The 14,209-nt window shown below is 66.3% G+C and carries 10 protein-coding genes and 1 pseudogene; 6 read left to right on the top strand and 5 right to left on the bottom strand.

The annotated features are described in order from the left end of the window. Window positions 1-91 precede the first annotated feature (91 nt). Together AB0H75_RS49045 and AB0H75_RS49040 are read right to left on the bottom strand one after the other, a co-directional pair. Window positions 92-1,588 carry an arabinofuranosidase catalytic domain-containing protein gene (locus tag AB0H75_RS49045; RefSeq protein ID WP_367808761.1) on the bottom strand — a complete coding sequence of 499 codons (1,497 nt, stop codon included), beginning with the start codon at window positions 1,586-1,588 and terminating at the stop codon, window positions 92-94. Window positions 1,589-2,354: 766 nt separating this feature from the next. Further along, window positions 2,355-3,371, bottom strand: coding sequence for a LacI family DNA-binding transcriptional regulator (locus AB0H75_RS49040; RefSeq protein WP_367808759.1), 1,017 nt, complete (start codon window positions 3,369-3,371; stop codon window positions 2,355-2,357). Window positions 3,372-4,112: 741 nt separating this feature from the next. Between AB0H75_RS49040 and AB0H75_RS49035 the strand changes: the two genes are divergently transcribed. The 3 genes from AB0H75_RS49035 to AB0H75_RS49025 all read left to right on the top strand — a co-directional run bounded on the left by AB0H75_RS49035 (window position 4,113) and on the right by AB0H75_RS49025 (window position 9,794). Further along, entirely contained in the window at window positions 4,113-6,098 is a 1,986-nt protein-coding gene (locus AB0H75_RS49035) for a ricin-type beta-trefoil lectin domain protein (protein ID WP_367808757.1), read from the top strand. A gap of 141 nt (window positions 6,099-6,239) precedes the next feature. After that, on the top strand, window positions 6,240-9,059 hold the full coding sequence (locus AB0H75_RS49030) for an RICIN domain-containing protein (protein WP_367808755.1): 2,820 nt from the start codon (window positions 6,240-6,242) through the stop codon (window positions 9,057-9,059). A 30-nt stretch (window positions 9,060-9,089) separates the two neighbouring features. Further along, a complete protein-coding gene (locus AB0H75_RS49025) occupies window positions 9,090-9,794 on the top strand; it encodes a hypothetical protein (protein ID WP_367808753.1) in 705 nt (234 codons plus the stop codon). A gap of 75 nt (window positions 9,795-9,869) precedes the next feature. Here AB0H75_RS49025 and AB0H75_RS49020 read toward each other — a convergent pair. Further along, window positions 9,870-10,275 (bottom strand): annotated as a pseudogene (locus AB0H75_RS49020) (phosphotransferase); the annotation flags it as partial. Window positions 10,276-10,765: 490 nt separating this feature from the next. On the opposite strand from AB0H75_RS49020, the gene AB0H75_RS49015 reads away from it, so the two are divergent. The 3 genes from AB0H75_RS49015 to AB0H75_RS49005 all read left to right on the top strand — a co-directional run bounded on the left by AB0H75_RS49015 (window position 10,766) and on the right by AB0H75_RS49005 (window position 11,686). Continuing rightward, complete coding sequence (locus tag AB0H75_RS49015) at window positions 10,766-11,062, top strand: hypothetical protein (protein WP_367808751.1); 297 nt, start codon at window positions 10,766-10,768, stop codon at window positions 11,060-11,062. A 217-nt stretch (window positions 11,063-11,279) separates the two neighbouring features. Next, window positions 11,280-11,417, top strand: a complete 138-nt coding sequence (locus tag AB0H75_RS49010) for a hypothetical protein (RefSeq protein WP_367808749.1) — start codon at window positions 11,280-11,282, stop codon at window positions 11,415-11,417. 38 nt (window positions 11,418-11,455) lie between these two features. Next, entirely contained in the window at window positions 11,456-11,686 is a 231-nt protein-coding gene (locus tag AB0H75_RS49005; protein WP_367808747.1) for a DUF6221 family protein, read from the top strand. Here the strand turns inward: AB0H75_RS49005 and AB0H75_RS49000 are convergent. Next, window positions 11,683-12,591, bottom strand: coding sequence for a hypothetical protein (locus AB0H75_RS49000; protein ID WP_367808745.1), 909 nt, complete (start codon window positions 12,589-12,591; stop codon window positions 11,683-11,685). The two genes, AB0H75_RS49005 and AB0H75_RS49000, sit on opposite strands and share 4 nt — an antisense overlap. Before the next feature lie 326 nt (window positions 12,592-12,917). After that, window positions 12,918-14,207: a hypothetical protein gene (locus AB0H75_RS48995; protein WP_367808743.1), complete on the bottom strand. Its 1,290-nt coding sequence runs from the start codon at window positions 14,205-14,207 to the stop codon at window positions 12,918-12,920. Window positions 14,208-14,209 lie beyond the last annotated feature (2 nt).

The raw sequence follows: 14,209 nt of genomic DNA, 5'->3' as shown, positions 1-14,209 counted from the left end.
GCCCGGCCGGAACCCTCCGACGGCCCATCATGACCCGAGTCTGAATCCCGAAACTCTCCCTGACCAGACCACCGAGATCTTCAGGACAGTCCTAGCGGGCCGTGAGAGTCCAGAGATGGTCGGCGGTGCCGTTGTCCTCCCACTGGAGGACCTGGGCGCCGGGGGACTTGCTCATGCCGTTGACGCCGAGCAGCAGGCCGCTGTTGTAGTTGCGGATCTTGTAGTGGCCGGTCCCGTCCGGGATGAACGACCACAGGTGGTCGCCGGTACCGTTGTCGCCCCAGATCAGGGCGGTCCCGCCGTTGCTGGTGCTCATGTTGGTGATGCCGAGGACCAGCCCGCTGGCCTTATTGACGATCTTGTAAAGGCCGGAGCCGCTGTCGACGAGGGTCCAGGTCTGGGTGTTGCCGGACGATGGAGTGGCCTGGTCGACCAGGGTGCCCTGGGCGGTGCCGGAGTTCTGCGTGTCCAGGGCGAGGCCGCTGTTCATGTTCTTGATCTGGTAGGACCCGGCCAGCGAGGTACCGGGGCCGCCGCCCGCCGGCGCGTAGCCCGCGGCGGCGATGTTGGCCTGTACGGCGTTCTCGGTGGCGGCGCTCGGATAGCCGGAGGTCAACACGCCCTCGAAGAAGGTGCCGCGGCCGGAGACGCTGTTGTCACCGCCGATGCCCAGAAGGATGGCGCCTTCCTTCTTCATCGGGTGGTAGCCGTTGGGGCGCCGTCCATCGAAGTAGGTCGTCAGGCCACCCGACTGCGCGTTCCCGCCCCGGATCGCCCAGTGATTCGGCTCGCCCTTGACCATGGCCGTGACGAAACGGTGGTTGATCGACGGGAGGTTGTTGTAGCCCGCGTTCACGCCGGAGAAGAGTCCCCACTCCAGATCGGCCATGATCCAGGGACCGGCTCCGGCCCCGTACCCCCACTGCTTGTCGGCGCCGAAGTAGACGGTCTCCATGATGGCGGGGGAGTCGGCGATGCCATCCCTCTGCGCGTTGCCGTAGTCGAAGCAGCACCACTGGTTGTAGTGCGTGCCGTCGACGACGGCGTAGATGCCCTCGGGCTGGTCGCCGGTCGAGACGCCGTTGGTGTTGTTGTTGCGGTAGCCGGTGCCGGGCTCCACGCGGACGCCGTAGGCCTTCTGGCCGCCGATGATGATCGGGGCCGCCTTCGCGTCGGCGAGGTTGTCATACCCGCCCGGGGCAGGCCCCTTCCAGTAGCCGGGCGGTGCCTGGGTGAGCCGGTTGTTCCGGCCGGACTGGTCATAGATGATCGTGATCACACAGTTCGTGCCCGCGCAGAACGAGTCCTGCGCGGCCGCGTTGGCCACCCCGCCCGGGCTCAGCACGCCGATGTCGCGGGTGGTGTTGTCCGAGGCGCGCCTGACCTGGTACAGCGGACCGTTGTAGGCGCCGTACAGGGCGCGGGTGGTGCTGTGCGCCGCCACGCACGGCGTCCCGCCTGCAGCGTAGATGTCACACGGCTGCGACGTCGCGGCTTGGGCGGTACCACCGCCGACCAGGCAGGTGGTGGCGAGCAACGCGCTCGCCCCGGCCGCGAGCGCCCTTCTCAGGTACCCGGAAAGCATCATGCCTTCTTCTCTCGCTCAGGAATCATGACCGGACGGCACCGATGCGGCAGGCCTTGCCAGCAATGTTAGCGCTAACATTGCTGGCTCTCCGGATCGATCTGACGGTCATCGGTAGTGCGGAGCTAACTTAATGAAGGTCCCTGCGTCAAGCGCGTGGATCACACCTCTCGGGCGCTCGAGGTACCGTCGGCGCGCCGCCTGGGCTTTACCGCTGGGCATTCGCACCGTTGCGGTGAGACGTCGTGAAACTTTCATCCCCGCGTCCGCCCCGGTGCCAAGCATCGCCCGCCTCACCGGACCGCCCCCGGCGGCCCTGTGGCGGGTGCTCCCTCTGGCTCGGGGCAAGGTGGGCGGTTGCGGCCTTCAGCTGAGCCTTCGCCAGATTCGAGGCTAGGTCGGCGATCGAATCGAGTATCAGCCGGTGATCGGTCCAGGGCTCGTATTCGGCCCGTCGCTTCTGAACTGCTTTCCAGGTCTGCTCCTCGAAGCCCTCAGTGCCCGGGACCGGCGCTCCAGCCGCTGCCGATGCACCCGCGAGTCGGAGCACACCACCTCGAAGAACACCACTGGCACCCGATGGTGGTCTGCCAACGTCCGCCGCTGCTGTCGAGCCGCCTCCACGGCGTTGACCGCGTCGATGATCACTCTCTGGCCCAGCGTCAGCACACGACCGTCCGAGGCGCTCCCCGGGAGCCGACGGTGCCGTGCTACACCTCGTCGTCATCGGCACAGGAAGAGGAATTATGCTGCATCTCTAAACAAAGGGTCAGTCTGCGGATGTTGCGGGGGCTGGGCCGGTCGAGCCGCGCACGATGAGGTGGGTGGGCAGCATCAGCCGGGACCCGCCAGGGCGCTGACGTCCGTCAAGTAGATCCAGCAAGAAGTCGACCGCGGTCCGTCCGATCTGCTGCTTGGCGACGGCGACGCTGGTCAGCGGCGGGTTGGTCATAGCGGCGAAGGGGATGTCGTCGAAACCGACGAGGCTGATCTGCTGGGGAACGCCTATGCCGCGGGCGGTGAAGCGGTTGAGCAGTCCAAGTGCGATGACGTCGTTGAAGGCGATCGCAGCGGTCGCCGATGTGGCGAGCACCAGATCGGCGGCGGCGGTGCCGCCGTCGTAGGTGGGTGACACGGCGGTGAAGTCGGTCAGCTCGGCGCCCGCGGCGGCGACGGCTGTGCGCAGGCCGCGGAGCCGTTCGCGGTTGTCGGAGGAGGCGGCGGGACCGGCGACGTAGGCGAGCCGGCGGTGGCCGAGGGCCAGGAGATGCTCGGCCGCCTGCCGGGCGCCGTCGGTGTTGTCGGAGGTGATGCAGGGAACCCGTCTGCCCCTGTGGTTGATCGTGACCACCGCGGTTGCCCGTAGGAAGGGATCCAGCTCCTCCTGGGCGGCGCGGGGCGAGCACAGCAGGAAGCCGTCAACCTGCCTGGCCAGGGTGCGTACGAGGTCGACCTCGGTTGCGGGGTCTTCCCCGGTGTCGACCAGCAGGACGGAGTAGCCGCCTTCCCGGGCCCGTCCTTGCACGGCCTGGAAAATGGTGGAGAAGATCGGGTTGGTGATGTCGGGCACCACAAGCCCGATCGTCCGGGTCCGGCCCGTGGTCAGGGCGCGCGCGGCCTGGTTGGGGTGGTAGCCCAAGGCCGCTGCGGCCCGATGGACGCGCTCACGCGTGCCGGGGCGCACCTGGCCGGGATCAGCCAGCGCGCGGGATACCGAGGCGGGGGACACACCCGCCAGCCGTGCCACGTCCTTGATGGTCACCGTCACGACGGGTTCATCCGTCACGACGGTTCCTCCGGTATCGCCAGCACGCCGCATGCCACACCGGATTCTGGAACCGATTTCCCTTCCCTGTCAAGCAATGGCTGAACGCCTGGCGGACAGTCCTCAAACTTTGGGTCTTGACACTGTGCGGACCTCGACCGATGTTTGGAACCGATTTCAGTTGCGTTTCATTCTCCGGCATCTCCCTAGCCATCCCTCAAGGAGGCAAGCCGCAGTGGGACACGCATCCTTCCACGTCAGAGGCATCCGCGGACGATGGCGACGACGGTTCACGACCTGTGGACGGCCGGCCCTTGAGCTGGTCGAAACCGGTAGCGTGTCGTCCACCATCATGGGTGGCGTCGCCGTCGCCGGTGTCCTGCTCGCCATATCTCCGAGCGGACATGGTAGTCCTCCGCTGATCATCGCCAGCCAGCCGAAGGACCAATGCGCCGGGCCGGTGACGAACTTCTGATCGACCTCCTCAACGACCGCGAACGGCCTGGCAGCTCCCGCAGAGTCGTACCCACGCAGCTCGTCGTACGGGAATCAACCGGTCTCCGTCCCACAAAAAGGGGCAGGTAGCCGCAGCCCGTTACGCCACTGTTCCGCCCACCACCGAAGATTAACCACGGCACGATTCGGGATCCCACCGCGTATCCACGATCACGATCACTGCCGCTGGAACTGACCCCGCAAGGGATTCCGACAGGACGGACCTCCATGAGAATCACACCTCTTGCGAAGTTACTCGCGAAGTTAATGGCCATCGCACTCCTCGCCGTTGGCGGCGGCGTCGGGTCAAACGCCTTGGTGGCGCCGGTGTACGGCGTGACTATGGCGACCGGCGCGGCCAGGAACAGCTCGGCCGTTCAGGCAGCCGACGGCTGCGTCGCGGATCCCACCCTGCCCGGGGCCACAAAAAGCTCCCTCTACACCGTCACGGCGGACGGCGCGCCACTGTTCGTCGAGAAGATGACCAAGTTCGCCCCCGAGATGCAGGTGCATTACGCGCACTGCTCGATGGCGGGAGCAGGCACGGCCACATTCTCGGTCACCGTCGCCCAGAGCTTCAGCTCGTACACCGTCAGCCCCAAGAGCCGAAACCTGGCGGTCACCAGAAACGGCAACACGATCACTTTCGACAGCGGCCCCAACTACTTGATCGTCCAGTTCGACTCCAAGGAACTGCTGTTCATTCTCATCGACGCGGCCGAGTCGAATCCGCCCCTGTTGGGGGACGCCAACGTCAAGAACCTGGCCGATTACGGGGTCGACAACACAGGGACGACGCTCGTCACTGCCAAGATCCAAAGCGCCATCAACGCCGCGTCCGGAGCCACCCGGAACATCCTGTACGTCCCGCCCGGCAAGTATCAGGTCGGTGAGCTCTGGATGAAGAGCAACATGACCCTGTATTTGGCGGCCGGCGCGATCCTCTACGGCTCGAACAATCCGGGGGACTTCAACACCGGCAGCGGCGGTGTGAACATCGAAGGTGCCCAGCACTCGACGATCCGGGTGTACCAGGTGAGCAACGCGAAGCTGCTGGGCCGCGGTGTCATCGACGGAAACGGGAAGTCCCTGCGGGCGCAGGGCACAAAGCTGAACCTTCTGAAAATCGAGCAGAGCTCTGACATCCTGGTCGACGGCCTCACCGTCCGAGACCCCAGCTTCTGGAACACGCTCATCTACCGCAGCGACAAGGTCACCATAAAGAACTACAAGGTGATCAACGTTCGGCCCACCACGACGACGTGGAACAACACCGACGGTGTGGACTTCGACGAGTCGACCAACGGTCTGCTGTCCAATGCTTTCCTCTACACGGGCGACGACAACATGGCGACCAAGAACGAGGAAGACAACGCAGGCACGATCAACACCAGGAACATCGTCCACGAGCATGTCGTCTGCTACAGCAACTCGGCCTGCGCGAAGATCGGGACCAAGAACAAAGGAACGTCGATGGACGGCGTCACTTTCCGTGACATCGACGTGGTGAAGGCGGGACGCGCGTTGGTGATCGACGCGTACGACACGGCCGTCATCTCGAACACTCGGTGGGAAAACGTCAGAGTGGAGCAGACTGACAGCCTGATCGACCTGAACGAAGACCGTCCGCCGACATGGCGAACGGTGAAGAACACCGCGACGATCCGGGACGCCTACTTCACGAACGTCGCCTCGGACGTGAAGAAGGTCATCAACCTGCACGGACGTTCCTCATCGGTGAACATCAGCGGCGTGCACTTCAGTGACTTCACCGTCCAGGGAAATCCGATCACCAGCCGGACCGATCCGGACGCGAGCTGGAACATCAACGCCTACGTCTCGGGCATCACTTTCGACACGACACCGCCGCCCGGCACCTTCCGGCTACGCAGCCAGTTCGCCAACCGGTGCGTCGACACCCCGAACGGCGCCAGCGCCAACGGCACCCGACTGCAGATCTACGACTGCAACACCCTCGTCAACCAGCAGTTCACCAGCACCGGCGGACAGTTGCAGCTCGTCGGCAAATGCCTCGACGAACCCACGGGCGCAACCTCCGGAACCACAGTGCAACTGTGGAGCTGTTCCGGCGGCAGCAACCAGCAATGGAACCTCAACACCAACGGCACCATCACCAGCGGCAGCAGCAGCGGACTCTGCCTCGACCTGAACAACGACGCCACCGCCAACGGCACCGCGGTCATCCTCCGCACGTGCGACGGCGGCAACTCACAGAAATGGGCCAAGAACTAATCAGCGCCGGCGACAGCGGCGGCCTGGTGAGAATCCCGGCGGAGGCGGCACCCCTCCGGAACCAGAGAGCGGTACTGGCAACAGCGCGTCGGCGCGCGCCTTGCCCTGACTGAACTGTTCACGTCAGGAAGGAGCACTCCCATGTCCCGACATCCGTGGCTGACGGCGCTGACCGTGACGGCGCTGGTCGTCCCCGGGGCGCTGGCGCTGACCGCCCCTCCGGCGAGCGCGCTGACCATCCCGGCCTCCGACTACCAGCAGATCGCCCTGGCCACCGGCGGCGCGGAGCTCGGCGAGGCCATGTCGCTGGCCGTCCTGCCGAACCGTTCGGTCCTGCACACCGCCCGCGACGGCACGCTGCGCGTCACCGACGCCGCCGGCGCCACGAAGGTCGCCGCCCGGCTCGACGTCTACACCCACGACGAGGAGGGCCTGCAAGGAGTCGCGGTCGATCCCGACTTCGCGACGAACCGGTACGTCTGGCTGTACTACTCGCCCCGGCTCAGCACCCCGACCGGCGACGCGCCGAGCAGCGGCACCCAGGCGCAGTTCGACCAGTGGAAGGGGCATCTGAACCTGTCGAGGTTCACCCTGAAGCCCGACGACACGCTCGACCTGGCGAGCGAGAAGGTCGTGCTGGAGGTGCCCAACGACCGGGGGATGTGCTGCCACGTGGGCGGCGACATCGACTTCGACTCGGCGGGCAACCTCTACCTCACGACCGGCGACGACAGCAATCCGTTCGAGTCGAGCGGGTACGCCCCCCTCGACGAGCGCACCGGCCGCAACCCCCAGTACGACGCGCAGCGCACCGCCGGCAACACCAACGACCTGCGCGGCAAGCTGCTGCGGATCAAACCGCGGGCGGACGGCACGTACACGATCCCGAGCGGCAACCTCTTCCCGCCGGGCACGGCGAGGACCAGGCCGGAGATCTACGCGATGGGCCTGCGCAACCCGTTCCGGATGAGCGTCGACAAGGCCACCGGCGTCGTCTACCTGGGCGACTACGGGCCGGACGCGGGCGTGACCAGCTCCAGCCGGGGCCCGGCCGGCCAGGTCGAGTTCGACCGGATCACCGCGGCGGGCAACTACGGCTGGCCGTACTGCACCGGCACGAACACCGCCGCCGAGACCTACACCGAGTACACCTTCCCCAGCGGCCCCTCCCTGGGCAGGTACGACTGCGCGGCCGGTCCGGCGAACAACTCCTTCCGCAACACCGGCCTGCCCCAGCTTCCCCCGGCGAAGCCGGCCTGGATCAAGTACGGCGGCGACTCCGGCTCCCCGCCGGAGTTCGGCTCCGGCTCCGAGTCGCCGATGGGCGGCCCCGTCTACCGCTACGACCCGAACCTGAACTCCGGCGTCAAGTTCCCGCAGGTGCTCGACGGGCGTTACTTCGCCGGCGAGTACGGCCGCAAGTGGATCAAGGCGATCGAGGTCAGGAGCGACGGCGGGTACGGCGAGATCTCCGCGTTCCCGTGGAGCGGCACCCAGGTCATGGACATGGCCTTCGGCCCCGACGGCGCCCTGTACGTCCTCGACTACGGCACCGGCGGCAACAACCAGGCGCTCTACCGCATCGAGTACATCGGCAAGGCCAACCGCAACCCGGTCGCCAAGGCGTCAGCCGACCGGCTCTCCGGCCCCGCGCCGCTGACCGTGGCCTTCTCCTCCGCCGGCAGCGCCGACCCCGAGGGCGGGGCGCTGACGTACGCGTGGGACTTCGGCGACGGCGGCACCGCCACCACGGCGAACCCCTCGCACACCTACACGACCGACGGCGCCTACACGGCGACGCTGACCGTCCGCGACCCGGACGGGCTGACCGGGAGCGCCGGCGTCATCGTGAACGTCGGCAACACCGCGCCCTCGATCGAGCTCGCCCAGCCGGTGAACGGCCGGCTGTTCTCCTACGGGGACGCCGTGCCGTACCAGGTCGACGTCAGCGACCCGGAGGACGGCACGATCGACTGCGCCAAGGTCACCGTCACCTACTTCGTGGGGCACGACAGCCACCGCCACCAGATCACGTCCCGAACCGGCTGCTCCGGGTCCATCACGGTCCCGGCCGACGGCGAGCACGACGCGGCGGCGAACCTCTTCGGCGTCTTCGAGGCGTCCTACACCGACAAGGGCGGCCTGACCTCGACCAGCACCCGGACGTTGCAGCCGCGCCACCGGCAGGCCGAGCACTTCTCGGCGCAGTCGGGCGTGCAGACGGCCGACCACACGACCGCCGAAGGCGGCAGGACCGTGGGCTTCGTCGACGACGGCGACTGGATCTCCTTCCAGCCGTACGCGCTGGGCGGCGCGACGACGGTCACCTTGCAGGTGTCCTCGGCGGGCGCGGGCGGCCGGGCCGAGGTGCGATCGGGCTCGGCGACGGGCCCCCTGCTCGGCACGGTGAACGTCGCGGCCACCGGAAGCTGGGACACCTTCGCCGACGTCTCGGCGACCCTCGGCGCCGTACCGGCCGGGACGACGACGCTCTACCTCGTCTTCCGGGGACCGACCGGCCAGGGGTACCTGTTCGACCTGGACGCCTTCACGTTCGACGCCTCCTCGGTGCCGGGCCAGGGCGCGCTGAAGGGCGTGGGGTCGGGCCGCTGCCTGAACGTCGCCGGGGCGTCCCAGTCGAACGGCGCGCAGACGCAGATCTGGGACTGCAGCGGCCAGCCCAACCAGCAGTGGACCTCGACCAGCGCCGGTGAGTTGCGCGTGTACGGCGGCAAGTGCCTGGACGTCAGCGGCGGGGGCACGGCCGACGGCACCAGCGTGATCATCTGGGACTGCAACGGCCGGAACAACCAGAAGTGGCGGCTCAACAGCGACGGCACCGTCACCACCGTCGGCGCGAACAAGTGCCTCGACGTCGCCGGATTCGGCACCGCCAACGGCACCAAGGTCCAGATCTGGTCCTGCCACGGCGGCACGAACCAGAAGTGGACCCGCTCTTGAGACGTTGACGACCGCACATCCAGACATCCCATGTTCAGAAAGGGTTCCCATCTGCCGAGACAGGCCACCTCGCAAGTCGGAAGCCCAGAACCAGGAGACAAACGCTCTCGGCCGCTGCTGCGCGCGCTCGGCGACGACTCGTTCGGCCCGCGTGACCTCGTCCGGCGGCTCTCGGTCGCCCAGCAGCAGGTCGTGGAGATCGCCAAGGCGTTTTCGCTGAAGGCGCACATCGTGGTGATGGACGAGCCGCCCGCCCTGGCCGGCCACGAGGTCGACCTGCTGTACACCCTGGTGCGGCGGCTCACCGCGCGGCATCGCGGTCCTGTATGTCTGCCACCGGCTGCGCGAGATCTTCGAGCTCGCCGACCGGATCACGTGCTCAAGGACGGCGCCCGGGTCGCCACCGCGCCGGCCTCCAGCCTGGTCACCGCCGCCCTGGTGCGCCTGCTGGTCGGCCGCGACCTGGACTCCTACTTCCCGCCCCGGGCGGTCGGACGCTCCGGCGAGGTGGCGCTGACGGTGCGCGGCGGCGGCAACGCGGCCATGGCTACTCGGTCCGCATCACGGCCCCGCTCGCTCTCCATCGCGCCGCGCTGGAGCAGAGCGCTGCACTCGCCGATGCCGGCCCAACCGAGCGCAAGGCGCACCGCGTATACGCCGCCCGTGTCACAGCCGTTCGGCCACCCGACTGCATCCGTCATGACCTGCGAAAACCCTTCGGCAAGACGCATCTAAACGGAAAGTCACGGCAAGCCGCTCAACGCTGCTCTGCTAACGGGACCTTTCGTTCGGATGCTCGTTGTGCCCCTCATCGGGAGCGGGCTGGTGCAGAGCTGTCAGGAAAGCGGCCACAACGTCGGCCGCCTCCGCGCCGCGCGTGACGGGGGCGCGGTCGGCGGGCTCGCCCGGCAGCCAGGGGTGACGATCCAGGGGCGCGGAAACCGCACGAAGGCTCGCCAAGACGCTGCGGGACGGGAACCGGCAGCGGAAGGCGCGGGGCGAGTGTGGGCAGCCAGGCGTGCTCCTTGAGTAGCAGCTCGTCCGCGGACGCCCCCATCCAGGGCAACCGGACGGCGAGATCGTCGCCCAGCCGCCAAAGCTGGTTGGCCCAGCCACGCGCACCGAGCCGCAAGGGACGATCGGCAAGGTCGAGGTGCTGGTCGCGCAGCAGATCCCGCACCAACTCCGCGATGACCTCGGCCTCGGTATGCGTCATGGGAAGCAACACTAGCCAGCGGGCGCTTCGCCCGTTTCCTCTCCTATTGGGAAGCTTTCAGAACAAGAAGGTCCTCATCTCGACCACCCACGACACCGACTCATCGGCGGCCACTGCTCGTTCAGCCCGGCGCAGCCGCACCCGCGACTTGCGGTGATGCCGCTCGTTTGGGCCGTGTGGCGCGATTCTTACCGGCGGGCCAACATGTGCCCGACCGATCTCACAGGGATATGCCTGACGCGCCCGGGGATGACCGTTTGAAGCGAAGGCAGGCATCGATCCGGCGTGGACGCCCGACTGCGGCCGCGGGAGCGCGAGCAGGCAGAGGCGCGTTTCGGTGAGCGCCTGGCCGCCGTGCTCGACGCCGAGCGCTGAACCCCAGGGCCCAAACGCAGGTTCCTCAACCTCGGGTCAGATCAGCGCTCACAAGGAGGAGAAGAGGGTCCGCGATGCCTCCTGATCTGCCGGGCCAGCGGTGTACAACGGCGTCATGGACGCATTCGACGTGATCGTGACAGCTCGCTGCAACACAGACCTGAAACCGGAGGAGTTCGAGCGCCAAAAGGCGATGATCAAGCCGCTCATGGAGTGGAATCCGGCGGCTGGGACCTGGAACATGCGGTTCAGCAGCTCACACGCCGAACATGTCAGCAACGTCCTCAACACCTTGTTCGAGGCCGCGCGCCTGTACGGCACCGTCGTCTCAGTGCGGCTGATGCCCGCCGAGCAGGCGGGCACGGCCGTCGTGTCCACCCTGCCGCCGCAGCCCCCGTCCCCCGTGGGGTAAGGACATCGGGCCGGCGTCCTCTGGGCAACCCGCGCGGCGAGTCCTTCGCGTCATGGCGGCGCGGGCCTGAACCCCGTTCCCATCCACGGGCATGGGGGCGTCGACGGCGGCTCGATGCACTCGTAGGTGCTCTTGGGCGGGTCGGCGCGATCGCACTGGCAGTGAGCGGTCTCTGCCCACCCGGCAACCCGGCAGACCGGGCACTTGTTGCCACACGGTGGCGCGCTGCCCCGGCTGCGAGCAGCGGAGCCCGGAGTGGCGGCCTCGGGCCGGCTACTACGTGTGCGGCGACTGCGGGCGGCACGTCAGCGAGGGGGAGGCGATGGAGCTGGTGGTGGACGAGGCCGGGGCGTGAGATCGTTGGCGGTTCCGCGAACGGGAGAGGAGAGGGGCGTGGACGACCTGGTGGCGTTTCTGCGGGACCGGCTCGACGAGGAGGACATCGCCGCCCAGCGTGCGATGGACGAGCTGGTCTCGGTGACAACGTTCCCGCCCGAGACGCGGGTGCAGATGCCGGTCGAGGTGCGGCTGCGCGAGGTGCCGCCCGCGGTGCGGGAGCACATCGCCCGCTGGGACCCGCCGCGCGTGCTCGCGGAGGTGGCGTGGCGGCGGGCGTTCCTCTAGCGGATAAGAGTCAGGAGGAGCAAGTTTGCCTCGATATCAGAGTAAGCCTTGCCGGGGTAATCCAAGATCAAAGGAAATCCCGCGTGAGCTTCGGCGTAAACCCAAGCTCCGACGTTCAGTGTGTAGATGCTGCCCGGAAGCATAGCCCATGCGACTGATATCGGATCACCTATCCCGAAGCCACCGTTGTCATGCAAGGCGCCGAGCTCGGCCCCACTACAACGTACGCGCCATCGTTTGTCCGTAGCAGAGGTGACAAAAGTGTCACCTCTCACCACCGTGATCTCTGTTCCTCCTTCGCTCGTGGCATCCGATTCATAATTGCCCCCACAGATGTCGCCCCTCTCCTTTGTTGAGCGCAGCGCCCGGCCGACGGCTGCCACCTCTGTTTCCGTGCTGAGGACGACACCGACACTAGCGTGACCAGTGATCCAGGTGGCATCTCCTTCCGCACTACTGACGCCGGCATGGATCTTCGCTTTCCCGGTCTCACGGCTTACCGATCTCGGTGCAAAATTCCCTCCGTCGCTGGCCTGCCAATGCCAGTCGAAGTCAAATGGTAGAGCAAAGACTTCGAGCCCCTCACGGACCTCGATAGTTACGGAACTCAAGGACGATGTGGGAGACGGCGAGTCGATCGGCATGCCGTCGAGGTGATGGGAATTCGTGCGTAGCGCTTCGAGTACCAGCGCAGCGTCGGGATGGTTTGCCAAACGTTCGGCCAGCGCTTCATGTGCATCACGCCAGGGTTTGAGCCGCTCGGCCTCAGTCGCGCGTCTGCGGGTGATCGCTTCGCGGTGTCGCGCTATCATCTGCGCGACCGACTGCTCGACGCACTGCCGTTGATCTGCCGTGAGGTTGGGGCTGATATTGATTACAGGCGCGGGATCCGTGTTGTCCGTCACGGGAACATAGGAAGCCATGGATACCTCCGTTTGACTTATCGAGCGACTGCAGTCATAGGGGCGAGTAGACGTTTGTTGGGGGTGATCTTGCTGTGCACTTGCCCGGTCAATGCGGGTCGGTCAAGAAACACCCCCCGATGCACATCGACGAGCTGATCGAGGACTGGACGATCCTGGACAAGGGCGCGACCTCATCGACGGAAAGCGCGACGATACGCGACTGAGCAGTTGCTCAGTCGGCGGGGCGACGGCACCGCCGGTCAGCAGAGGTCGATCGTTGCCGAAGAGCGGCCCTTGACCGCCGCCGCGATCGGCTCACGCATGGCTCACCTCACCGGCCGTACGGCGAAGAACGCCGGATCCCCGTGTGCGAGCGCGTGGGACATCATTCCACGCAGAAAGAGACCATGGCCGTGTGCGCGCCTGAGATCGTAATCGCCATCGTGCCATCCACGTACTGGGTTGCCGACTGTCTCCTCTTGGTCGCCATGGCGATTTGCAAGATAGAAACGGAAGAATGATGTAGGCAGGCACACGATGCCGAACCGGCCGCTTGAGGCGTAAGTCTCCGACGCGGTTCCTCGCTTGTCGCCTGTCTTGGCTTTCGCTGCCGTGTCGGACCAGGAAACGTCATCGAGATTCACGTGGACGGAGTCGTCCCAGCGATTGCCGCGAGGTATTGGATTGTTCAGGCAGTGATCATAATGGCTCCGGTATGCAGTGTACAGATACACCCGCGCCTTCTTGTTGACGGACGCCCATTGGCGAGCGCCTTCCCAGAGCCTGGCCAGTTGGGGAAGCCGCTCTCTGTCGGAGTTGCCGAGGTTGATATCGAATGCATTAAGCTGTATGAGATGTTGAGTAAAGAACGGCTTCGTACCGAACTGCGCCATCAGTTCGACGAGTCGGTTCCCGCTGCGGCTGTATCCCGACAGCATGACGTGCCCGACTGCGTCGAACCGTGGCTTTTCTGGTGCCTGCAGCAACGTCAATAGTGTTTGGTAGAGCTCGTTGAGCGTGCTGAGCATGCCGTCCGGCGTGATCAGGTCTTGGAAGTTCCCGGTGGACTCGGCGACGGGAACCACGTAAGCAAGATTGGGTTCACGATCGGCGACGGCCATGACGTGATGGGCGACGGCCTTGAAATCGGAGCACAGGTATCGGATCCCGAGCCGCACGTAGTACGGCACTCCGTCCACTTGATTCTTCCCGGTCCAGTAGGGGCGAGTCCCGGTGTATTCCGACTCGTAGGTCAGCGGATGAAACAGGACGTGGAAGTTCAGAGGGGCCAGGAGAGTCCCGTTCCTGATGCGGTTGACCAAAGTGGTCGGCAGCCACACGAGGAACAATCGTGTCGTGCCGGAGTCGCGTTCCAGCGCGAACACGCGCCCGCCGAAGGCGTTCTTGTTGGCGTCGCTGATTCCCGCGGCGCTGAACGGCACCGGGCGGTAGCTGAAGCCGTCGGAGGCGCCTTTGTCGAGGATCGTCCATCCGAACTTGCGCAGGTCGCCGCCGGGAAGGAGCGCGCCGAAATCCTGTTCCACCTCTCCTGACGGCCCCCGTCGGAACAGTCCCACGGGATGAAGGTCGATGACCGTGCGGCTGACGTCCCTCATCA

Origin of the sequence: Nonomuraea sp. NPDC050783 (assembly GCF_040802095.1) — a bacterium.
In the GTDB taxonomy this organism is placed as follows: domain Bacteria; phylum Actinomycetota; class Actinomycetes; order Streptosporangiales; family Streptosporangiaceae; genus Nonomuraea.
Note: the sequence above shows the minus strand (reverse complement) of the source record. Positions and strands in the feature narration are given on the sequence as shown.